Origin of the sequence: Roseateles sp., from assembly GCF_047654805.1 — a bacterium.
In the GTDB taxonomy this organism is placed as follows: Bacteria; Pseudomonadota; Gammaproteobacteria; order Burkholderiales; family Burkholderiaceae_C; genus Pelomonas.
Genome location: NZ_JASGIV010000001.1, coordinates 2,978,137 through 2,999,681, shown reverse-complemented (window position 1 = coordinate 2,999,681; position 21,545 = coordinate 2,978,137). Strand labels below are relative to the sequence as shown.

Below are 21,545 nucleotides of genomic sequence, written 5' to 3'. Positions count from 1 at the left end.
GTCAGAAGCCGCAGGAAGCCGAACTGCTCTCGACGACGCATGCTTCGCCCAGGCAGCAGTTCTGGGTCAGGTAGGCGAGTAGCGAGTTCATCTGCTCGTAGTGCGCGCGATAGATCAGGTTGCGGCCGGCACGCTCCTGGGTGACGAGACCGGCATTGACCAGCTCCTTCAGGTGGAACGACAGCGTGGCGGGCGCGACGCCGAGTGCTTCCTGGATCGCGCCCGGTGTCAGACCGGGTTCGCCGACCACCACGAGGGCGCGGAATACCTGCAGCCGTAGCGGCTGTGCCAGCGCGGCGAAGCTCTTGATGACTTCCATGCATTCCATGATTCCAGTTTGATGGAATAATAAAAACATTGCAAGCACCCATTTGAGCGAGCCAGCGACGGAAGGCCGCTCTGCGGGCGTCGAGTTGCTCCTCGCCAAGGCGGCAACATCTGCGCTGCGACGATCCGGTATTGGCTCCGGTTTGCAGCGCGAAGTCCTTGGATCCCCCTTCACATCCCGACAGCCGGCCTTGGGTGCGGGCGGCAGGGGGCTGCCCGATCAACTGCCATCTAGATGCTCACGGACACCGCGTTTCTCAATCTCAAGCCTCGCGTCAAGTCCTTCAAGGTCGCGGACCGAGACGCCATGTACGTCGTCATCAGCCCGGCCGGAGCGATCTCATTTCGGCGCGACTATCGAGTCAGCGGACGACGGGAGACGCTGACTCTTGGACACCATGGCCGCGATGGCCTTTCGTGGGCTGCCGCCCGAGAGAAATCGACGGGTGCCAGGCGCGCCGTGGGTGAGGGCAGGTCGCCGGCAGTCGAGAAGCAGCGCGGGAAGCGCCGTCTGGCTAACGCGCAGACGTTTGGTGAATTCGCCGCCCAGTGGTTCAAAGAGGCGCGCATGGCGGAGCCCACGCAATCGATGCGAAAGAGCGTTCCTGTCCGCGACATTGCACGCTGGTGCGGTCGATACTGCCGATCCTCTCCGTGCCGCGGCGCCACGGTGCAGGCCTGGTGTGCCGTCACCTGGAGGGCATCCTGTCGTGGACGCAGACTCGCCAGACCAACGGATTCCTCGAGACCATCAACGGGCTGCTCCAGCCCCCAAGCGTCGCGTTCGGGGTTTCGTGAGGATATCGACCCTCAGGACCGTAATCTTCCTGATCGCGGGCAAGCTCGATATCCGCGCGATCAACCCTCACGCCCGGCAGCCCACTTGAATTTCAACAGAGTCAGCTGATCTCATGCGGCTTTTCAGGCATCGGCAGCTCTTCTGGCCTGGGCGCAACCCGCACGTAGGCTTCTGTCGCGCCAAGCGCTCGACATCTTCGTGGCCTTGCACACCGACGCGGCGGCGGCAGCGTCGTCGTTGACGTGCGACGATCATGGACTCGAAATGCGACTTGCCACAGACAGGTTTTCTGTTCACCCGCGGTGGAGCGAGATTGAAACAACAACTGATTGGGTTTTTTCTGGCCCTGGTGGTCGCGGCGCAAGGCGCCGCGGCGGATTCGGAGCTTGCTTACCCACCCCTACTTAAGCCGGCGGTTCAGGAAGCCAAGGCCGCCCGCCTGGCCGCAGAACTGCTTTCACGGTATCACTACAAGGCCGTCCCGCTCGACGATGCGTTGTCGAGCAAGGTATTCGACCAGTACCTGAGAGCGCTCGACCCCGAGAAGAGCTACTTTCTGCAATCCGACATCGACCGCATTGGCGTCGAAAGGTCCCGGCTTGACGACGCGATCCTGAGTGAGGATCTGCGCGCGCCGTTCGAGATTTTCAACTTGTACGAACGCCGGGTCGTTGAGCGAATGGCCTATGCCCGCAGCTTGCTGCGCGAGGGGTTCGATTTCGCCAGCGACGAGACGCTGATGATCGATCGCAAGGACCAGGCTTGGCCTGCGACTGAGGCAGACGCGCGTGACCTGTGGCGCAAGCGTGTGAAGAACGATTGGCTACGACTCAAGCTCGCAGGTCAGGACGACGAGGCCATCGCGAAAGTCCTCGACAAGCGCTACGACAGCGCCTCCAAGCGCCTGGGCAAGATCACGGGCGCGGACGCCTTCGAAGCGTTCATGAATGCCTACACGATGGCGATCGAGCCCCATACCAACTACCTGGGCCCGCGCGCAGCAGCCAACTTCGACATCGCAATGCGGCTGTCGCTGGCAGGCATTGGCGCCGTTTTGACCGACATCGATGGTTACGCCACTATCCGCGAACTGGTCGCGGGTGGGCCAGCAAGCCTCTCTGGGCAACTGCAGGTGGGAGACCGTATCGTGGGCGTCGCGCAAGGCGCGACCCGCGCGATGGACGACGTCGTCGGCTGGCGTCTGGACGACACGGTGGCTCTGATTCGTGGCGCAGTCGGGTCGACGGTGCGCCTGGATGTCCTGCCCGCCGACAAGGGGCCCGATGCGCCGAGCAAGACGGTCGTCCTGGTCCGCAACACGATCAAGATCCAGGACAGCGCCGCCAAGGCCAAGGTCTATTCAGTGACGACGGGTGAGGGCAAGCGCTTGATCGGCGTGATCACCTTGCCTTCGTTCTACGAGGATGTTGATGCCCTTCGCAAGGGCGACAAGGAATACCGGAGCGCAGGCGGCGACGTGGCCAAGCTGCTGGTGGATCTGAAGGCCCAGAAAGTCGACGCAGTCTTGATGGATCTGCGCAATAACGGCGGTGGTTCTCTGCGGGAGGCCATCGGTCTGACGGGCCTGTTCGTCGGGAAGGTGCCGGTGGTTCAGACGCGCAATGCCAAAGGGGAGGTCAGCGTTGGGGAAAACGTCAGCACCGACTTGGCATGGGGTGGGCCGATGGGCGTGCTGATCAACAGGGCCTCCGCGTCAGCGTCGGAAATCTTCGCGGCAGCGATCCAAGACTACGGTCGCGGCCTGATCATCGGCGAGCAGAGCTTTGGCAAAGGAACGGTCCAGACCGTGGCCAGCCTCGATCAGGTCGCTCGCAATGTCAGTCCGACCTATGGCGAGTTGAAGATGACTGTGGCGCAATTCTTCCGCGTGAACGGCAGCACAACGCAATTGCGCGGCGTGACACCGGACATCGGCTACTTGCAAAGCGACAACGCCACCTTGTTCGGTGAATCGAGCTACGAAAACGCCTTGCCGTGGGCCCATGTCAAGGCGGCCGACTATGCCGCTGTGGGTGACATCACGGCGCAGCTTCCGCGCTTACTGGCGTGGCATGAGAGCCGCGTTCAGCGCGACCATGAATACCAAGGTCTGCTGGAGGACATTGCCAAGGCACGAGAGCGGCGCAAGGCCAATGTGATTTCACTCAACGAAACGGTACGGCGCAAGGAGCGGGCCGCAATGGAAGCCCGCCTGACAGCCATGTTGGGCACCGAGGGCGCGGCTGCCGGGGGGGAGTTGGCAGACGATGGCTTGCAGTTCAACGAACGCAAGTTGAGCAAGGATCTTGCCCTGGAGAAGACAAGGAAATCCGTCAACGATGTCCTCTTGAATGAGGCGGTCAGCATCCTGTCCGACAGCGTGGCGTTGAAGGAGGGCAAGTCGCAATTGGCCGCGAGCGCGTTGTCGACCCGTCCGGTCGTGGTCACGTCCCTTCCGACAGAGGCATCGAAACCATAGGGCCGCCCGCCCCTGGTGTACGGCCGGTCCAGCGAAGGCAGGCGGAACAGTCCGGCCATTACGCCTCGAATACGATGAGCCGTTCTCCACCGGCAAAGGCCCAGTCCATGCGATGCCTCGGCATCACGATCATGCTCACCCTTGCGGCCACTGTTGATGCAGGTGCTCAGGAGTGTGAGCGAAGCAGCAACACGCAGCTCCAGACCTTGCACGCTCAGGACGGCACACCATGAGCCCGATTCAGCAATGGCGTGCCGCCCGCAGCCTACGCCTGTTGCTGCAGACGCTGCGCGACATGATGGTCTCGATAGGCCCTCTGCTGCTGCTAGGCGGAGGCCTGCTGGTAGCGGCCTACTGGTGGCTGGATCCACAGCCACCGCGCCAGGTGAGGCTGGCCACTGGTCCGGCCGGAAGTGCCTACGCCGGATTCGGTGAGGGCTACGCGAAGGTGCTGGCGCGAGAGCGCATCCGGGTGGAACTGATTGCCAGTGAAGGTGCGCAGGACGATCTGGCCCATCTGCGTGCGGGTACGGCAGATGTGGGCTTCGTACGCGGCGGCATGGCCGATCCTGCGGCCGATACCGAGGCCGGCATCGTCTCGCTGGGCAGCCTGTTCTACGAGCCGATCTGGATCTTCTATCGCCGCGATCTGGGCATCGCGCGTCGTCAGCCCGGCGGCGAGCTGCAGGGCCTGGCCCAGCTGCGCGGCTTGCGAGTCAACGTGGATCAGGACGGGAGTGGTGTGCCGCAAATTGTTGAAAAGCTGTTGGCGCTGAATCAGCTGAAGCCGACCGATCTGCGGCTGTTCAATCTGGCTCCCGACGCCGCCGGCGCGGCCCTGCGCCAGGGCAGGCTGGACGCCGCGGTACTGATCTCGGCGCCACAGGCAGGCTTGATTCGAACGCTGCTGCGCGACCCCACGATTGCGCTGATGGCCTTCGAGCAAAACGAGGCCTATTCGCGCCACCTGCCGTTCCTGTCCACTGTGAGGCTGCCGCGCGGCGTGGTGGATTTGGCGGCGGATTTCCCGCCCCACGACGTGCCGCTGCTCGCCACCACCACCGCATTGCTGGCGCGCGAGCAGACGCACCCCGCGCTGCGCCAGTTGTTCGCACAGGCGGCCTTGAGCCAGCACAGCGAGGCCGGCTGGTTCAATGGCGCGCGCGACTTTCCCAACACCCGCACCAGCGAGCTGCCGGTCAGCGCCGAGGGCGACCGCGCGATCAATGGCACGCCGCCGGGCTGGGCACGCTACCTGCCCTTCTGGGCCGGCAATCTGCTGGAACGCATGTGGCTGGTGGTTGGCGGCTTGTTGGTGCTGATGCTGCCGCTGTCACGTGTCGTGCCGCCGCTCTACACCTTTCGCGTGCGCTCGCGCGTGTTCCGCTGGTATGCGCGGCTGCGTGAGGTGGAAGCAAGGTTGGAAGCCGGCACAGGCGAACGCGACGCTTTGCTGGACGAGCTGGACGAGTTGGACCGGGTCACACACCGCATTGCGGTGCCGCTGTCCTACGCCGAAGAGCTTTACGCGCTGCGCAACAACATCTACGCGGTGCGCAAGCGCCTGCTGGCGCAGCGGTCACAGACAACAGGTGGGCGGACTGACTGATCAACGAAGCGTGGCGGCGCGCTCTGCTTTCCCATCTCGCCATCCAGTTCGATTCCGGGCAAGCGCGAGTCTCTCAGGCGGTGGAGTGTGTTTGTTGCGGACAGGCCGGCGAGAAAGTGCTGTTGGACGGTCGTAGATGCCTTGGTTTTTCCGGAAATCCGATTCAGTTTGCTGCCGACACTCCGTTGCGACCGACAGCTCCGCCGGCGGTTGCTGCCGGTCGCGGCCAACGTCCGTACGGCAGCAATGTGCACAAAGCCGAAACTGACTCTGCTAAAAGAAGCCGCTACCCGCCAGGCAGCCACTAGTCAGCCTACAGCGCTGTATCAAGCGAGATCGTCCGCGCGACCTGGCCCTTGTCATCGAGCATCTGAATGCTCGGCTTGCCATCCGCAGTGACGAGCAGCAACAGCCGAGGCCGACCCTGTGCATCGCTCAATTGCAAGGCTGATGCGCGGTCGGCCGTCGTCCCGATGCGCACTCGGTTCTGCGGCAGCAAGCCCTCTGCCCGCAGCTTTGCCATCTCGGCACGGCGCTCCTCGATCGGCCGGGTCGAGATCTCGCGCATCAATTCCTTGCGTTGCGGCAGATCCAGCTTGAGCGGATCCGCTTCGTCGTTGATCGCGAACTCGGTGCGTACACGCCCATCCTGTTCAGCATGAAGCAGTTGGAGCACCTGGTCTGTCCGGAAACGGTCGAATGTCAGGCTGAGGCCGGCATTCACCTTGCCGTCTGCACCGATGGCTCCCTTCTGGATCAGCCCGCCGTTCTCCGTGCCTTCATCGTTGATGAAGAGCATGCCCGCCATGGTGCGTCGATCGGGTCTTGGCTGTTCGGCACCCTTCCACGGTGTGCCGGGGAACTGCTCGCGGTTGGAGATGACCATGCGCAGTTGGCCATCGGGCTCCCGGATGTTGATGCGGCCAACGTCGATCTCTTCGAACTTGGTCGGCGGCGCCTTGGCGCCCGTCAGAAGCGTGACGGCGGCGAGGATTGTGGCGCAGGCAGTCATGCCGGCGAGAAAGCTTCGGGTTCGGCTCAAAACGGCTCCAATGCAGAAAGGGATCAAAGCGTAGTGCCCGGTTTCGCCAGCGTGATGCAGCTCATCCCACCCAAACGACGTTTCATCGGTTTCTGCGCTTGGCGGCCCCGACGGAAGTGACGGGACACCCACCCCGAGTTGGCCGCTTCCGCTGCGAGGCCGCTTGTGGCCGATCTCAAGCTGCGGCTTTATGGCACTTTGCCGACTCTCGGACGCAAACTACCAATGACGGCACCCAGCCGATTCTGTTGAAGAACTCGTTTGATCCGCGGCGCCGAGACCATGCCGAGGACGCCCGAGACGCTGGAGCGTGGTGATGTTGAGACCGAGGCGGCCCCGTCCGGCCCTTCAGGCCGGTACCGAATCCTGACTTCCCAGTCGCTTGACCATTCGCCGCAGGTTCTGAACCGTGGCGGCCAGCAAGAACTCATCGCGTGCCCCTGTAAGCCCTCGCAGCCGTAGTCGGTCGAGCTTGAGGATCCGCTTGAGGTGGGCGAACAGCATCTCGACCTTCTTGCGCTCTCTGCGGGACTGACGGTACTTCGGCGTGTCCGTCAATTGACGGGCGACATCGCGTGCATCTTCATGGACGCTGCGCGCAATCTTGCGCATCGGCGTGTTTGGACAGCACTGCTGCTTGCGAGGGCACTGTGCGCAGTCATGTTGGCTTGCCCTGTAGATCACGGTGTCCGCCTTGGTCACTCGGTCGCGCTCCACCGTGAAAGTGCGCCGGTCGCAGCGAAGCTCATGACCCTCTGGGCAGAGGTACTCGTTGCGCTGGGCGATCCACTGGAACTCCGAACTGGAGAGCGTTCCATCCTTGCGACCGGTCTTGTCCCACACAGGCACATGCGGCTCGATGCCCTTGTCCTTGACCATCCAGCTGAGCATCGGTGCGATGCCATAGGCCATGTCTCCCACCAATCGCCTTGGCTTGAGGCCGAAGCGGCGCTCGACGCGGTCGACCATGGCCTTCGTTGCCTTCAGCTCATGAGGTCGAAGCGCAGGCGTGGCCTCGACGTCCACGATGACGCCCGCCGCCAGATCGATGAGGTAGTTGGTCGAGTACGCGAAGAACGCTGGGCCAGCAGGCGCGGCCGTCCATTGCGCGGCGGGATCCGTCAATGAGACCTTCTTGGGTGGAAGTGGCGGCGATGGCTCATCGTCGGTGGCAGGATTCGCGGCCTGCAGCGCCTCGATGTACTCGCGCACGGCGCGTGTGCTGGTGCCGTCATCGCGCCACTTCATTGCCTCGGCGCCAGGCACGCCACGGGCACGACTGGCATCGGCCTTGATCACGCTGGCGTCCACGGCAAACCCCTCGCCGCGCACCAGGCCCTCATACATGCAGCGGCGCAAAACGCTCTCGAATACCAAGCGGAAGGCGTCGCTCTGACGGAAGCGCCCGTGACGGTTCTTCGAGAAGGTCGAGTGATCGGGAATCGGGTCTTCAAGGTCAAGCCGGCAGAACCAGCGATAGGCCAGGTTCAAGTGCACTTCCTCGCACAGCTTGCGCTCGGATCGAATGCCGAAGCAGTAGCCAATGAGCAGCATCCTGATCATCAGCTCCGGATCAATCGAGGGGCGGCCGGTGTGGCTGTAGAACGGGGCGAGCTGTTGGCGAAGGTCGCCGAGGTCGAAGTAGCGGTCTATACCCCTGAGCAGATGGTCGTGCGGTATATGGTCGTCGAGGTTGAAGCTGTAGAAGAGTCTGTCCTGCGTGCCGCCGCTCTGACCCATCATCTGCTTGCCCTCCGCCGCCGCGATGCAAGAACTTAGGTCAGCAGGCTCAGATTGCCATCGGGTTTTTCAACAGAATCAGCCTGAACCCGACCATGAGCGCGCTGCATCGGAGCGCCGCGCTGGGGCTGGGTGAGACGCCCGGTTAGGGCGGTGGCTCCGCTCAGGTCGAGGGTAGGCGTGGCCGCGTGTCCTCATCGCCGTATAGGGGGATCTCGCCCGGGTCTCCCACCCAGACTGCGATGGCGCTGTAGTTGTCCTGGCGCGGCTTGGCGCGGGCTGCGATCTGACTGCGCATGTCGGCCAGCCAGTCCTGCGGCGCAAGGGCGCGTTCCAGGCTGGCAGCTAGATCGTCGTCGCTGAAACCCTCCCACCAGCCGTCGCTGCACAGAAGGAAGGCGTCGCCGTCCTGCAGTTCGACCGGCCGTGCCACCGTGTGAGGCTCGATGTCGCCTTCCATGCCCAGCGCCGCCAGCAACTGATTCTTCTGCGGATGGCTGCGTACCTGCTCGGCGCTGATGAGACCGGCCAGCAGCATCTGTTGCACGACACTGTCATCGGTGGTGACGATGTCCACGCGACCGCGGCGCAGCCGGTACAGGCGCGAGTCGCCGACATGGGTCCACAGTGCATGGCGTTCGTCATCGGAGATCCAGAGTGCGACAACGGTGGAATGCATGCGCGCCTCGGGACTGTCGGAGCCCTGGTGGTGCAGCAGCTCGGAGTGTGCGAGCCGCACGATCTGCGTCAGGTTGGCCGGCGAGAAGGCAACGGTGTCGTCGCGTAGCAGGCGTTCCAGGCAGGCCACGGCCCGCAGCGAGGCTTCGCCACCGCGGCGATGGCCGCCGGCGCCGTCGGCCAGTACTGCGTAGTGGCCGTAGCGCGCCGCGCCATGGGCGAGCGTGTCTTCGTTGTAGGTGCGCGCCCCCTGCTCGCTACAGCAGGCCAGACGGATGCGACCGCTCACGGTTGCGCCTCCAGCCCTACGGGCTCTCCCGACACGCGGGAGCGAGCTTGCTTGGAATGACTCGTGGCGACGCTCATTGCAGTGCCCTCAAGGGGCCTTGTGCTCGCGCCTCAGGCGCTCCACCTGCTGGTCGTAGGCCGCGAGGAAGGCCCGGCCAAACAGCGTGTGGAAGTCCTCCTGCGCTTCTTCGAGGATGGCGCGGTGGCGCTGCACGTACAAGTCCCACAGCCGCGCCTTGCGGTTCATGGGTAGCAGGTTGTCGAGCATGGAGCCACCGACGAGCTTCGTTTCCAGTGCATCGGGTGCGAAGCGGCTGAGCATGCCTTCTACCGCCGCGCGCATGCCGGCCACGGTGCCAATGGCGTGGCCAACGAGATCCTGCATCGCGTCGTCCATCGCAGCCGGGCCGGGTAGGAAGCCGCGCAGTGGTGGTTGCAGCAGCTGCTCCAGCCCTGATTTGCCGTCGGGCGAGAACTTCAGCGGGTTGTTGTCGCGCTGCCGGATCACGGTGACTTCGGCGCGCAGCTCGTGCTTGGTGCTGGCGCGCACCTGCATCAGCTGCAGGCTACCGTCTATGGCGCTGCGCAGCAGCCGGCCGACGAGTTGCATGCGCTCGGCAGCCTCGGCGGGCGCTAGCGGCAGCTCGATGCCTGCGCCGTCGCAGAAGGCGCTCCATAGCGCGGCAGTGTCGGCCGGGTTGGCACTCGCCGGCGCCGGGGCGGGCTGGGTCAGGGGGGCAGGAGCCGGCAATGGCGCCGCGACCCGCGGCAGCGCGAATGGGGCATGGATCGCAGGCAAGTCGTCCGGTTGCGGTGCGCCCGCCGTGGGGAGCGGTGCAGCGGCGCCGAACAGCGCCAGGGGATCGACCGGCAGCTCTCCTGTGCCTGCGATGGAGGGTGGAGCGCCGAGGCCGGCCATGAAGTCGGCCAGTGGGTCCGTTCCGGCTGGGGCTGCCTGACGCTGCGCGTTGATGAGGTCGTCGATGCTGCCCCCCGCGCTGCCTGGCAGCAGGCCGGCGAAGGGGTCGTGCGGGGCCGCCGCGGGCATGTCGGGGCGCCGCTGTGGTGGCGGTGTGGGCGCGAAGGGGTCGAAGTCGTCAGGCAGCAGCGGCCGCGTGGCTTGCGCTGGTGCTGAGAAGGCGGGTGGTTGGGGCGCCAGGCCTGCCGGGGGCGGCATCAGGTCGGCGAAGGGGGCGCGCGAGCGGCCGGGGCTGGTAGTGGGCGGGAGCAGGTCGGCGAAGGGGTTGCTTCCTGCGGTTGTAGGCTGAGCAGCGGGTGCACGCGGCGAGATCGGATGGCCGAGCACCGGCGGCAACACCACCGTCGAAGGGTCGAGCTCGGCACCGGCCTGCACTTTGAGCAGGTAGCCACCGATGCGGACCATGTCGTCCAGCCCCAGCGGCGCGGATTCGCCCTGAGCCAGCGTGCGGCCAGAGACGACGATGGGATTTGCACCGCCGACGTTGCGGATCAGGTAGCCACGCTGAGCGGGTACGACCTCCGCCTGACGGCGCGAGATGTGGCGCTCGGGGTCAGGCAGTGCCATGGTGTTGTGGTCGGCGCGGCCGATGGTGCCACCGCGCGCGTCAAAGCTGGCCGTGATCGGCTGCGAGAGCGGCTGCTCGTTGAGCGAGACAGCGACGAGCGTGATTGACATGAGGGGTTTGTGCCTTGGCGGGTGGCGCCAGGGGCCGGCACCGCGCCGCATGCTGGCGCTGCTGCCGGCCAGCGGCAACGAACCAAAGTCACGCGCCGCGGTTCAGCCAGAGGCCGATGCCACCGAAGATCAGCGCCATCAGCAACCAGGTGGAGGCGGCGCCGCGCCATGCACCGCTGTGCCAGCGCTTCAGCAAGGCTGCGGCCGCGAAGGCCAGCGCCAACAACGGGAACAGCCAGGCCGGGTTCATGGCACGTTGGTTGCCGGGAGCCGGCGGCGTTGGCGCCGTGCGGGCGCGGCGATCTGGAACAGCGCCTGACCCGGTTGCAGCACGCAGCGCCACAGCGCCGCCAGCGCGCGCATGCGCTGCGTGCCCTCGCGCAGTACTTCTTCGGCAACTGCCAAACCACAGGGTGAGCCGGCGAAAAGTCGCGTTCCGGCCGCCGCAGCAGTCTGCAGGCTGGCCTGCTCCTGCCACCAGGCGCGCAGCCGGGCAGCATCGGGCCAGGGCAGGCTGTCGTCCTCGTCGAGCGATACGTCGTCGTCCTCGGGATCGTCGCTGGGGTGCTCTGGCAGCTGCGGCGGCGTCAATGTCTCCAGCCCCTGTCGAACGAGGTCGGCGCCGGTGATCCAGCTGAAGGATTCGCCGGCCAGCCGCATCGTCGCCGGCTCCTGCATGTTCTCGATCAGCCAGGGCAGGAAGCGCGCGTCGCCCAGCAGGCCGATCACGCGCAACGCACGCCGGGCGCGCGCCGGCCCGTGGGGCGCGGACAGGCGACGTGCCAGCTCGCGAGCCTGCTCGAATGGGCTGGCCAGCAGCGCGAGAGCCAGGGCGCGCGGCGCCAACGGCGAAGGTTGCTGCGCTGCAGCGCCCAGTACCTGCAACGACACATGGCGATCACCGAGCAGGCAGGCTGCCCAGGCGGCCCAGAACACGACGTCAGGCTGATCGTCGGTGATGGCGGCGCGTGCGGCATCCAGCAGACCGAGGCGGCCCAACTCGCCGGCGCAGCGCAGCGCGGCGGCGCGCAGGTTGGCATCGGCATCGCCCAGCGCGGCCTGTAGCGCCCCACCCGGGTCCACGCCGTGCATGCGGCAAGCCGTCAGGCCCAGCTCGCGCTCGTGGGTGGAGCGCGCCCCGAGCAGCTCGCGAACGACGCCTTGCAGCGTGGAAGGAGACACCCAACCCAGTGCCGAGGCAGCGCCACGCCGAGCTGCCGGCAGCGCCGACGTTAGCGCGAGCACGTGATGCCAGGCGCGGTTGTCGCGGCCTTCGAGCGCGCGTACCGCCAGCGCGAACACCTCGCCCGGGCCGGGCGTTTCCAGCGCCGAGACGCAGCGCTCGGTGCCGTAGGCGCCGGCCACGCACAGGCCGTCCAGGTGGGCGGTGATGCGCTCGTCGAGCCGGCCCAGCTCCAGCAGCCGCACATGCGGCGCACGCACCATGGCGCTGCGGACGTGGCGCAGCATGGCCGACTCCTCGGCATGCTGCTGCACGACGACCGGGATCACGTGCTGGGCGGCATTGGGGTGGGGTAGGGCGGGCACGGAGCGGGCGACAGATGGCTCGGCGAAGCTAGCCGCCTGGCCGGTGCGCGGCCAGCGCCCAAAGTCATATCCGTTCCGCCAATGTGACCCTCGCGTGCCGGCCCGGTGCTCGGCAGAATGCGTGGCGTGAAAACCGTGTGCAAAGAGGCTCGGCTTGCCGTCACCCTTGGTGTGGCGCTGTTGAGTGCCTGTGCGGAAGTCCGCCCACCGGCCGCGGCGGGACGGCCGGCGGCGCCGGTCGTCGCAGCGGTACCGGCGTCCGCGCCTGCCCCCGAGGCGGCGCCGGCGCCAGCTCCCGCGGTGCCGATGTCGGCCGAGGAGGTGCGCGCCGCTCTGGAGAGCGTGCGCAACCTGCTCGACCAGGGGCATGAAGAAGCGGCGCTGGGCGAGCTGGACCGTGTGCTGCGTGCCGACCCGGGCAACCGAGCGGCGCAGTATCTGCAACGCCAGATCCAGGAAGACCCGGTCGTGCTGTTCGGTCGCGACTCCTTCTCCTACGTCGTGAAGCCTGGTGACACGCTGGCGGTCATTGCGCAGCGGCAACTCGGCGAGCGTGACGCCTTTTATGGGTTGGCACGCTACAACGGCATCAAGGTGCCGCGCCAGTTGCCGCTTGGGCAGTCCATCAAGCTGCCAGGCAAGCCCCGGCCTGCGCTCGCGGCGCCCGCTGCGGCGCCAGCGCCGGTAGCTGCGGCACCGCAAGTTGCAACGCCGGTGCCGCCACCGGTTGATCCCGAGGTGCAGGCAAGGGCGCAGGCCCAGCAGACCAAGGCGGCGATCAACAAGGCGTCGCGGGCAGCACGGGTCTGCATGGTTCGTCAGGACGTCTGCTGCGCGATCCGTCACTGGGACGAAGTACTCAAGCTCGACCCCTCCAACGGCCCCGCCCAGGCCGAGCGCGAACGCGCGATGCAGTCACTGAAGAAGCTCAACGGCAAGTGCTGAGGGCCATCTAGAAACGAGGGCTGCTGCGTTCGAGGCGCTCGACGCAGCCGGGGCATCAATGTCCAGCTTCAGCGCGCCGTGTCACGCAGCTTGCGCCACAGCAGTGCGGCGTCCTTGTGCCGCGGGTCCAGCTGCAGGCAGCGCATCAGGGCCCGCTTCGCGCTCGTGGGATCGCTAGTGGCCAGCATGGCGGCCTGCCGGTAGTACACGTCGGCCAGCGCGCTGCGGGCCTCGCGGTCCCCACCGGGGGCAAAGGCAAGGGGTTCGAGCAGCTTGATCGCGGCATCGAACTCGCCCTGGCGCGCCAGCAGTCCGGCATGCTCGAACTCGTTGCGTGGGCCGGGGGAGGCGGCGGGGACGGTGCTGCTGGGCGCTGTGCTGCGGAGCGTGGGGGCGGGGTTGCGCGCGACCGCGCGGGGCGCGGCGCGTGCGGCCACCGCGGCGGCATTGCGCCGTGGCGCCCGGGCGGCTTCAATCTCGCGCAGCGCGGTGGCGGCCGATGGATCGTCGGGGCGATGTGCCAACGTCTCGAGGTACAGCTGCACGGCCGCATCCGTGTCGCCGCGCTGCTGGGCGGATCGGGCCTGCTGCAACCTGTCGCTGGCCGCCTTGTCGGCCGCGCTGGCGGCGGCTGCCCGTCGTGCCAGTGCTTCGCGGTCGTCGGGCTCCAGTGCCAGCACCACGTCCCAGCCCCACACGGCATCAAGCCAGCGGGACTGCTGCTCCGCGGCCCGAGCCGCCTCGCGATGGCGGCGGCTGAAAGCGTCCAGCGCAGCCTCCGGACTGGGCGCGCGGACGGCAACAGGCGGCGCTGCGACGGGCGTCGGTGCCGTCTGCGGTGGGGGCGCGGCGCAGGCCGCCAGCAGCAAAGTGACTGCCAGGCTGCCTGCTGGCGGCACGCCCCGCCGACGTTGCGTGCGCGCTGTCACGGCTCGACCGCGCCCTGTCGCGCCGGTGCGCGCAATTGCACGCGGGCCCGGAACTCGTCGAGATCCTGATCGCCGTAGACCATGGTGCGCCTGAGCAGCAGCGGCGCGGCGTAGAAGGGGTTGCCGCCAGGGTCGACCGTCAGCCCCAGGGCCCAGCTGCCATCGCGCCGCATGGCGTTGAGCACGGCCTCGTTGGCGTCGCCGTAGGGGTAGGCGTATTGCGTCACGCGGGCCCCGGCGGCGCCGAGATTCTTCTCGATAAGCGTCCGCGGCTGGCGCAGTTCCATGTCGATGCGCTGGCGGTACGCGCTCTCGTTCTCGCTGCTGAGCCGATCGACCAGGTTGCGGTGCGACTTGGAATGCGCCTGCACGTCGATCAGCCCGGAGCGCTGCATCTCCTCCATCTGCTGCCAAGACAGGCCATCGCGAGAGCCGACGAAGTCGCTGTAGACGAACAGCGTCGCCGGAAAACCGTACTTGCGCAGCACGGGGAACGCCTGCCGGTAGACAGATTCGTAGCCGTCATCGATGGTGATGACGACCGAACGTCTGGGGAGCGCGCGTCGGCCGGCCAGGAACTGCGCAAAGTCCGACAGGCGTACGACCTGGTATTGGTGGGTCGCCAACCACTGCATCTGCGCCTCGAAGCGTGCGGCGGTTATGTTCATGCGGGTCGGCGGGCCGCCGAAACGGTGGTAGCAGAGGATGGGCACGGCCTGCACGCCGTCGCTGCCGACGCCCAGCGTGCGGGGCCAGGCCAACGGCACCACCAGCGGCTGGCCCGGCACGGGCTGCCAGACGTCGCCATTGGCCTCGGCGATCTGCCAAGCACGCTCGGCGCTTCCGAGGTGGCGGACTGCGATGTCGGCCAGCGTGTCGCCGGCGCGCGGCACGTAGACCAGCAGGCGTTCACTGCGGCCGACCACCTGACCCTGCGGGCCGGCATCAGCCGGTGCCGCGATCGTCGGGGGGGGGGCTGGCGGCATGGCCGGCGGGTTGGGCGTGCTGCATGCGCCGAGCAGAGTCAGCAGTGCCGCGGCGAATGCGGCAAGCGGCGTGCGGGGCCTGTTGCCTGGCGGCATGGCGTCAGCCGCCGGGCTTCGCCTCGAGGGGCGGCTCGGGGGGCGGATCGGCGGGCATGGCCGCCACGGGCTCTGCGGGCGTCAGCCGAGCCTGCAACGCGGCTGCCATGGCGTCGAAGGCAGAGAACAGTTGGCCGAACTCGTCGTTGCGTGTTTCCGCGATGCGAGTGGCGAAAAGGCCCTGGCCGATCTCGGCCATAGACTCGCTGACCAGCTTGACCGGCTTGGCGATCCAGTCCATCAGGAAGTACATCGCGACGGCGACGGCCAGCACCGTGACGAGCAGCAACAGCCCCATCAAGGCGATGGACAGCCGCGCCACCTGCGTCAGCGGCTTCTCGGCGATGCCCAGGGCGACGCGGCCGACCAGCTTGTCCTGGAAGGTGATGGGCGCCTCGAAGCCCAGTACCGATTCGCCGCTTGCCTGGTAGCGCACCGCATGTGCACCGCCAGCGAAGCGGCTCAGCAGTTCCGTGCCGGCGACGTTGTAGGGCTTGCCGACCAGCGCCGCGTTGCTGGCTGCCCGCGTCGTGCCATTGGCATCCATGACGACGATGCGCTCGAAGTCGCGAGTCTGCATCATGTCCTGCAGTGCCACGTCGATGACCTCCCATTCGTCATTGAGCGCCTTGTCGGCGTACTGACGCGCGATGAAGCGGGCTTGCGAGCTGCCGTACTGCAGTGCCTGGTCCATCAGAGCCGCGTACTGGCGCTGAGCGACCACCGTCGCGGTGATGCCCATCACTACGGCGACGACCAGTGCCATCGCCAGCGCCCAGCGCACGCGCAGCGAGACGATGCGCGGCCCGCTGCGCTCGCGTGCAGCCTCATCGATTTCGGCCAGCACCTTGGCGAGTGCGTCGGCCAGCTCTTTGCCGTTCTGGAAGCGCTGCTCGGGTCGCTTGGCCAGACAGCGGTCAACCACGCGCCGCAGCGAGGCCGGTGCGTCGGGCCGCGCCTTGGCCAGTGGGGCCGGTGCGTCGTTGGCGATCTTGCCGGCTAGCGCTACCAGGTTGTCACCGGCGAAGGGGCGCCTGCCGGTCAGCATCTGATACAGCACGACGCCGGCGGAGAACAGGTCGGAGCGGCCGTCGAGCTTTTCGCCGCGCGTCTGCTCGGGTGACATGTACTGCGGTGTCCCCAGTACCTCTCCGACCTGGGTGCGCTGGTTGGCACCGTCATCCATGTGGGCGATGCCAAAGTCGGCTACCTTCACCGTTCTACCGTCGGCCAGCACCATGATGTTGCTGGGTTTGATGTCGCGGTGGACGATGCCGCGCTCGTGCGCATACCCCAGCGCGCGAGCGAGCTGCATGCCCATGATGACCGCATCGCGAACAGCCAACGGGGTCTGCTTGTCCAGCAGGTCGGAGAGCGGTTGGCCTTCGATCAGCTCCATCGCCATGTAGGGGCGACCTTCGATCTCGCCTACGTCATGGACGATGACGATGTTCGGGTGCGATAGGCCGCCAGCGGCGCGCGCCTCGCGCAGAAAGCGCACTCGGCATTCCTCGTCTTCGGCCAGCGAGGCATGCAGGAACTTGATCGCCACCGCGCGGCCTATCGACGGGTCGAGCGCCTTGTAGACGGTCGCCATGCCGCCGCGGCCCAGGCGCGACTGCACCATGTAGCGGCCCACCTGGCGCACCGTCTCGCCGCCAGCTCCGACCACGCTGCCTCGCGGCAGTCCCGGCAGGCCGCTGGTGGAGGGCGAAGTCAGAGGGTGAAGGGTCGCGGGCGTGCCGGTGTGGATGGTGCTGTCAGCGACCTCGGGCGCAGCGCTGGGCAGCGTGCCGGGCGGCAGCACGAGAGTCCGGTCCTCGCTCCCCTGGGGCGCGTCGGGCTGGCGTGGGATCAGCTGGGTTGGCTCGTCGTCGCTTGAGTTCATGCGAGGCTCAGAGCTAGAGCGCTGTCAACTGCACAGGTTGGTCGAACACGGTTTCGTACAGCTGCGGCCTGTGACCGCGAATGAACAGACCCGGCACATAGAGTTGGCGCACGCGCACATGCTGAGTGGGAATCCATGCGGTACCGCGGTCGGCGCCCTGGTCCGCGCCCTGGGCCGGCTTGCCAGCGCCCGCGTAGGCGCGCAGGGGCTCGCGCAGGAGTGCGCGTACGAGGCGGTCCACGCGGGTCCAGGCATAGGGCAGGGCCAGCATCAAGCGCGCCGCTTCGCGCAAGCTGTAGTCGTTGTCGGTGGCGAAGCGGCGGATGGTGTTGAAGCTCTCGAAGTCGATCCACCAGCCGCCGCCCAACTGCGATTCACGCGATGCGGTGCTGCTGGCGAAACGGTAGTAGTACTGGCCGCCGGGCAGCCGCTCGGGCTGTGGATTGGCGATCCCGCCGGTGCCGACGGCCTGGCCGTCGTTGAACCATCGTTCGGTGTCGAAGCCGCAGGCGATGACACGCCAGTGAGGCTGGGCGAAGACGTCGGCGTTGGCGGCGGTGGGCATGGCGCTGGTGGCGGAAAGCCCGGCGATGCTGGCTCTGCACGGCGAGGGCAACAATGGCCGAAGGTCACGCGGGCGTCGTCAGGTGATGGCCCTCCGGGCCCTCGTTGCGCTGCGGTGCACGCCAGTCCGGCATCGGCAGCGCCAGTTCCGCACCTCTCGATAAAAGGGCCACGCCCACCGAGCGCGATGATCAGCGGTGCCGCATGCGTTGGAGCAAACCCGAGGTGGCTGGCTTGGCATCAGCACGCTCAGCGGCGCAAGGGCCAGGCCAAGTTGATGGGCTCCCGTCAGGTGATTTCAACGAGCGCCAACCCGCCGAGCCCGTAGTGAAAGCTAGTCAGCATGTTCGTGAGCACCTGGAAGCCAGACCTGCCAACCCGCGAGCGCCCGTAGACCACCTGCATCCCGATGGAAGTGATCTGCAGTTCGTTCTCCAGCACGATCGCGACCTCTTCCGACGGGCGAAATTCCTCGTCCGAGAATCCTGCAGCGGCCGCGACCAAATACCACGCGTCGAACTCATCTCGGCATGGCTGCCAGCGCTCCGCGTCCTGTCGGTCAACAAATTCAACGTCAACGACGACGGTCGGCGACCTCACGTCCAATTTGTACTCGTAGGGCAATGGCTGATAGACCTTCACCTCCCGAGTGGCCGGACCGTGGCCCTGGTCGCTGAATGCCGTCCAGATCCTCACGCCCTCCAAATGGCTGTTGCGGCAATGCAATCCGTGGGCTAGGTTCTCCAGGGTGAGGATCAGTCCGTCGCCGACATTCATGTGCGCAAATGACCAGTGAAACTGGTCGCCAGCCAGGTTCCGGTGCCCATTGAGGATGACGCTGGATTCCCTCGGATGGAACTGCTCACCGCTGAATCCGCCACGTCTTCCCACGATTGCTACCGACGTCATCAACGCCGCGATGTCGCTTGCCACCTTTTTGCTCGAACCGCTGTCCAGGGATCGAAAGCTGAATTCGATGCGTGTCTCATTGGGGTCTTGCGCAGGCAAATAGGCGCAAGTGAATGGCCGCGCACTCACGTCGATGGGCGCCATGGTCGATTCTCCAACTCGTCGTATCGAGCCAGCCATTCCTGCGCGTTCACGGGACCTCTGAATGCCGACACAGGGGTCCGCAGCGGCTTGAAGAGCCTGGCGATCTCTGGAATCGATCCGATGTCGGGCGCACGACGATTGATATCGCCGACGGGTGGCATGGGCGCCCCTTGAACCAACAAGCCGTTCTTCAGCTTTGTCAGCCTGCTTTCTGGCAGTGCCTTGGCGATGCGTGCCTCGCCTCCCAGTTGTTCCACCAGGGTCATGTCGAAAGCATTGAGCCACTGCGGATTGCCGGTACGTCCCGCCATCATGTCACGCAGCGGCTCGTAGCCTGGATCGAACCCGTAGTACCTGGAGATCTTTCTGTCCACGCCGGTCGCTGCTTTGTCCTTGGAGCAGTCCAAGCGCTTGTAAGCGTACCCCGCATGGCTGCTGTGAAACGGCAACTTCTCAAGGAGGTCGCCGTACCAGCGGACGAAACGGTCAACCGTGTCAGGCTGGATGAAACTGATGTCGAAATCCAGCCGGAAAAAGTTGGTTGCGAGTGGCTCCGACTCCAGGAACTTCTCAATGATGTGGATGTAGGCTCCGTAGGATCCGGGTCGGCCGATCACGTCATCGGAGTTGTATTCAAAGATGAACCCGAGAACGTCGCTCGGATAGTCCCGGAGCTTGGCCATGTCCTTCTCGAGCTTTTTTCTTGCCAGCGCACGCCACTCTCCGCTGTTTGCCGAGTATTGATTCAGCTTGTCGCGGCCGACGAGGTCTTCGTAGGCGTTCATCGCATCACAAATCGGTCGCGCGATTTCGTGAGCCGGCTTCGAGAAGTAGACGCAGATGCTGATGGTGGGTAGGGCAACGAGTTTGCCTGCGTGGAGCACGGCCAGAGTAGACAGGTCCATCGGCTAGCAATCCTCGTTGGTGATGAGCTCAGGTGCTTGCGACTGCTGGTTCGGGTCGATGCCAAGCCGCTTGCTCAGGTCCTTGTACTTGTGTTCCTGCGAAAGAAACTTGGACCCTTTGGCGCCGCTGTATTTTGTCCACCCTTGCTCACGCCACCCATCCGAGTCGCCGCGTTGGCATTGGAACTTGAAGTCCACGACTTTCAGTGGGTTGCCTTTTCCGTCGGTGATGATGGCGTCAGGCCAGCTGGAATCTGCCGGTGCAGCAGTACCCCTGGGGCCTTTCAGCTCCGTGGGCGGGGTGCCGGTGGCCGAGTAGCCCGTCTCGCCCTTGACTCCGGACTTCGAGCCTTGCCTCGTGTGATCCCGGATCTTGGCCTCGCAACACTTGTGTTTCAGGACGCCAAGAAACTGGCAGCTCCTCTCGTTGTCGGTGCCGTCAGCGTTCTTGTCCTTGATCTCTTCGTTGCATTCACATGCGATCTCCTGGAGTTGCGCCATGCGCCACGCGACGATCGCCTGGATCTCTCCAGCCATGTCGGCCGTGTTCTCGTGATTTTGAAACTTCTTGTCCGTCAATCGGCAGGCATTGCTCCCATCCATCTTGACGTCGAACGAGTACAGGATCCAGGTACTCTCCTTCATGAAGGTAGATGACTTGACGCCACCTGCCACGCCAGCGTTGTCGCCGTTGGATAGCGAGAATTCGCTGCCTTTGATGGCGATCATCATGCCGCCGTCTGCTTTGACGGTCGTGGTGCCCTTGTCTAGGGTGGCCGACTGACTGATGTTGGGGTACGGGATTGGTACCGGTCCGCCGGGTGAGGGTGTCTTGCACACATCGGGGATCGTGGCGGTCGAGATGCCATTGCTGCCTTTGTGCACTAAAGAGTTTGCGGTGCCGTTGACCTTGACGGTGACGGACATTGCTCAGCTCCTCATCACGCGCCGGGTGCCCGGTGCGCTGCACGCAATCAGCGCCGCAGCGCGCTCACCGGTCGTGGCGCTGGCCCATACCAATGCCGTAGGCCCACTTGCGTAGCCCTTCTCGGCTGCGGCGCAGGCCAGGGCCAAGTGCAGCGGCGAGCCCGCTGCACCAACGTCTCCCCAACAGTCGGCCGGCGCAGTGAAGTGAGAGACCGACGCGAAATGCTCCTTCGTTCGCAACGCCGTGAAGCCGAACTCGTCGGACCGGTATGGCTCGCCATTCATGTCGCAGTAGGTGTCACTGACCCTCGCCCCGCCCATTGGCAGCGAGGCCAGCGCGCCGCGGAATGCGTCAGTGAGCCCTTTACCGATGCAGATCGTGTTGGTCATGATCCGATTCGGCTCGTTCGCCAGCCCCACCCCGAGCACCGAAGCCAGTGCGGGTTGCTTCAAAGAGTTCGCGACGGCGGCACGCACGAGCAGCAGTGCTGAGCCGGCTTCGCCGGGGATGAAGCCCCAGGCGTTGTTGAGCGCTCCGGCGCCGTGCAACTGGTCGCAGGATTCGAGCCACTCAAGCGTCTCAGGTTCTATCCAGCTGTCGACACCGGCGACGATGCAGGCGTCCAGGTCGCCTTGGCTCAGCTTGGCGCATGCGGCCTGCAGCGCGAACAGCCCCGCGGCATGCCCGGCGTTGAAGGCCGCCGCAGCGCTGAACAGTTTGGCGTAGCGGCGCTTGACTCGCTTGAGAAGTTCGGGGCCAATGTTCTCCGGCAACCCCGGTCGGGAACTGGGCAGCCCCAACGCAATTGCCCAACGCCCGGCGTCTACGGACGCTTGAAGGGGCGTCGCCAGGGCCTCATCGATTGCAGGGAAAAGCAGGGCCTCGAAACGGTCGATGCCTTGCACGGTGATGTCGATCCACGGCGCGATGGCGGCCCGCATCGGTTCGCCCGCGGTGTCGATCATGTAGGGGTGCTGCGTGAAGCCGCTGACGCCCGCGCGAACCGCAGCTGCGCTGGCCCAGGCGTCCTGGCCCACCGCTGTGGTGGCACCCAGGCTGATGATCAGCGCAGCGTCGTTCATGC

The 21,545-nt window shown here is 65.9% G+C and carries 18 protein-coding genes and 2 pseudogenes; 5 read left to right on the top strand and 15 right to left on the bottom strand.

Annotated elements, in window-relative coordinates:
* Position 1: 1 nt before the first annotated feature.
* Positions 2-328, bottom strand: coding sequence for an ArsR/SmtB family transcription factor (locus tag QM732_RS13530; protein WP_415656653.1), 327 nt, complete (start codon positions 326-328; stop codon positions 2-4).
* Between the two features lie 234 nt (positions 329-562).
* Here QM732_RS13530 and QM732_RS13525 point away from each other — a divergent pair.
* The 4 genes and pseudogenes from QM732_RS13525 to QM732_RS13510 form a co-directional block, all read left to right on the top strand.
* A pseudogene (locus QM732_RS13525) lies at positions 563-814 on the top strand (Arm DNA-binding domain-containing protein); the annotation flags it as partial.
* Positions 815-999: 185 nt separating this feature from the next.
* Positions 1,000-1,214, top strand: a pseudogene (locus tag QM732_RS13520) (transposase); the annotation flags it as partial.
* A gap of 225 nt (positions 1,215-1,439) precedes the next feature.
* On the top strand, positions 1,440-3,605 hold the full coding sequence (locus QM732_RS13515; RefSeq protein WP_415656652.1) for a carboxy terminal-processing peptidase: 2,166 nt from the start codon (positions 1,440-1,442) through the stop codon (positions 3,603-3,605).
* Between the two features lie 229 nt (positions 3,606-3,834).
* On the top strand, positions 3,835-5,214 hold the full coding sequence (locus tag QM732_RS13510) for a TAXI family TRAP transporter solute-binding subunit (protein ID WP_415656651.1): 1,380 nt from the start codon (positions 3,835-3,837) through the stop codon (positions 5,212-5,214).
* Positions 5,215-5,527: 313 nt separating this feature from the next.
* Here the strand turns inward: QM732_RS13510 and QM732_RS13505 are convergent, their stop codons facing one another.
* The 6 genes from QM732_RS13505 to QM732_RS13480 all read right to left on the bottom strand — a co-directional run bounded on the left by QM732_RS13505 (position 5,528) and on the right by QM732_RS13480 (position 12,167).
* Positions 5,528-6,256, bottom strand: coding sequence for a hypothetical protein (locus tag QM732_RS13505; RefSeq protein WP_415656650.1), 729 nt, complete (start codon positions 6,254-6,256; stop codon positions 5,528-5,530).
* A 348-nt stretch (positions 6,257-6,604) separates the two neighbouring features.
* A complete protein-coding gene (locus QM732_RS13500) occupies positions 6,605-7,999 on the bottom strand; it encodes an IS1182 family transposase (RefSeq protein ID WP_415656649.1) in 1,395 nt (464 codons plus the stop codon).
* Positions 8,000-8,159: 160 nt separating this feature from the next.
* Positions 8,160-8,963, bottom strand: a complete 804-nt coding sequence (locus QM732_RS13495; RefSeq protein ID WP_415656648.1) for a PP2C family protein-serine/threonine phosphatase — start codon at positions 8,961-8,963, stop codon at positions 8,160-8,162.
* Between the two features lie 87 nt (positions 8,964-9,050).
* Entirely contained in the window at positions 9,051-10,619 is a 1,569-nt protein-coding gene (tagH, locus tag QM732_RS13490) for a type VI secretion system-associated FHA domain protein TagH (RefSeq protein WP_415656647.1), read from the bottom strand.
* An 88-nt stretch (positions 10,620-10,707) separates the two neighbouring features.
* Complete coding sequence (locus QM732_RS13485; protein ID WP_415656646.1) at positions 10,708-10,869, bottom strand: hypothetical protein; 162 nt, start codon at positions 10,867-10,869, stop codon at positions 10,708-10,710.
* The gene (locus QM732_RS13480; RefSeq protein ID WP_415656645.1) at positions 10,866-12,167 is read right to left on the bottom strand and encodes a TIGR02270 family protein; all 1,302 of its coding nucleotides are present in this window, start codon (positions 12,165-12,167) and stop codon (positions 10,866-10,868) included. Before QM732_RS13480 ends, QM732_RS13485 begins: the two co-directional genes overlap by 4 nt.
* Before the next feature lie 126 nt (positions 12,168-12,293).
* On the opposite strand from QM732_RS13480, the gene QM732_RS13475 reads away from it, so the two are divergent.
* The gene (locus QM732_RS13475; RefSeq protein ID WP_415656644.1) at positions 12,294-13,112 is read left to right on the top strand and encodes a LysM peptidoglycan-binding domain-containing protein; all 819 of its coding nucleotides are present in this window, start codon (positions 12,294-12,296) and stop codon (positions 13,110-13,112) included.
* A gap of 68 nt (positions 13,113-13,180) precedes the next feature.
* Here the strand turns inward: QM732_RS13475 and QM732_RS13470 are convergent, their stop codons facing one another.
* From QM732_RS13470 to QM732_RS13435, 8 genes are all read right to left on the bottom strand, one after another.
* Complete coding sequence (locus tag QM732_RS13470; protein ID WP_415656643.1) at positions 13,181-14,041, bottom strand: hypothetical protein; 861 nt, start codon at positions 14,039-14,041, stop codon at positions 13,181-13,183.
* Complete coding sequence (locus tag QM732_RS13465) at positions 14,038-15,123, bottom strand: polysaccharide deacetylase family protein (RefSeq protein WP_415656642.1); 1,086 nt, start codon at positions 15,121-15,123, stop codon at positions 14,038-14,040. The genes QM732_RS13470 and QM732_RS13465 overlap by 4 nt, the downstream gene beginning before the upstream one ends.
* Positions 15,124-15,127: 4 nt before the next feature.
* Positions 15,128-17,011, bottom strand: a complete 1,884-nt coding sequence (locus tag QM732_RS13460; RefSeq protein WP_415656641.1) for a protein kinase domain-containing protein — start codon at positions 17,009-17,011, stop codon at positions 15,128-15,130.
* A 13-nt stretch (positions 17,012-17,024) separates the two neighbouring features.
* Positions 17,025-17,576: a hypothetical protein gene (locus tag QM732_RS13455; protein ID WP_415656640.1), complete on the bottom strand. Its 552-nt coding sequence runs from the start codon at positions 17,574-17,576 to the stop codon at positions 17,025-17,027.
* Between the two features lie 287 nt (positions 17,577-17,863).
* Positions 17,864-18,628, bottom strand: coding sequence for a hypothetical protein (locus tag QM732_RS13450; RefSeq protein WP_415656639.1), 765 nt, complete (start codon positions 18,626-18,628; stop codon positions 17,864-17,866).
* Positions 18,610-19,533 (bottom strand): type VI immunity family protein, encoded by a 924-nt coding sequence (locus QM732_RS13445; RefSeq protein ID WP_415656638.1) that lies wholly within the window; start codon positions 19,531-19,533, stop codon positions 18,610-18,612. The genes QM732_RS13450 and QM732_RS13445 overlap by 19 nt, the downstream gene beginning before the upstream one ends.
* Positions 19,534-19,536: 3 nt before the next feature.
* Positions 19,537-20,460, bottom strand: a complete 924-nt coding sequence (locus tag QM732_RS13440; protein WP_415656637.1) for a PAAR-like domain-containing protein — start codon at positions 20,458-20,460, stop codon at positions 19,537-19,539.
* Positions 20,461-20,463: 3 nt separating this feature from the next.
* On the bottom strand, positions 20,464-21,543 hold the full coding sequence (locus QM732_RS13435) for a beta-ketoacyl synthase N-terminal-like domain-containing protein (RefSeq protein ID WP_415656636.1): 1,080 nt from the start codon (positions 21,541-21,543) through the stop codon (positions 20,464-20,466).
* Positions 21,544-21,545 lie beyond the last annotated feature (2 nt).

Coding starts and splice junctions, on each gene's coding strand:
- QM732_RS13445 (WP_415656638.1), bottom strand. CDS start 19,533: ATGGACCTGTCTACTCTGGCCGTGCTCCACGCAGGCAAACTCGTTGCC.
- QM732_RS13510 (WP_415656651.1), top strand. CDS start 3,835: ATGAGCCCGATTCAGCAATGGCGTGCCGCCCGCAGCCTACGCCTGTTG.
- QM732_RS13455 (WP_415656640.1), bottom strand. CDS start 17,576: ATGCCCACCGCCGCCAACGCCGACGTCTTCGCCCAGCCTCACTGGCGT.
- QM732_RS13500 (WP_415656649.1), bottom strand. CDS start 7,999: ATGATGGGTCAGAGCGGCGGCACGCAGGACAGACTCTTCTACAGCTTC.
- QM732_RS13485 (WP_415656646.1), bottom strand. CDS start 10,869: ATGAACCCGGCCTGGCTGTTCCCGTTGTTGGCGCTGGCCTTCGCGGCC.
- QM732_RS13460 (WP_415656641.1), bottom strand. CDS start 17,011: ATGAACTCAAGCGACGACGAGCCAACCCAGCTGATCCCACGCCAGCCC.
- tagH (WP_415656647.1), bottom strand. CDS start 10,619: ATGTCAATCACGCTCGTCGCTGTCTCGCTCAACGAGCAGCCGCTCTCG.
- QM732_RS13450 (WP_415656639.1), bottom strand. CDS start 18,628: ATGGCGCCCATCGACGTGAGTGCGCGGCCATTCACTTGCGCCTATTTG.
- QM732_RS13530 (WP_415656653.1), bottom strand. CDS start 328: ATGGAATGCATGGAAGTCATCAAGAGCTTCGCCGCGCTGGCACAGCCG.
- QM732_RS13465 (WP_415656642.1), bottom strand. CDS start 15,123: ATGCCGCCAGGCAACAGGCCCCGCACGCCGCTTGCCGCATTCGCCGCG.
- QM732_RS13440 (WP_415656637.1), bottom strand. CDS start 20,460: ATGTCCGTCACCGTCAAGGTCAACGGCACCGCAAACTCTTTAGTGCAC.
- QM732_RS13435 (WP_415656636.1), bottom strand. CDS start 21,543: ATGAACGACGCTGCGCTGATCATCAGCCTGGGTGCCACCACAGCGGTG.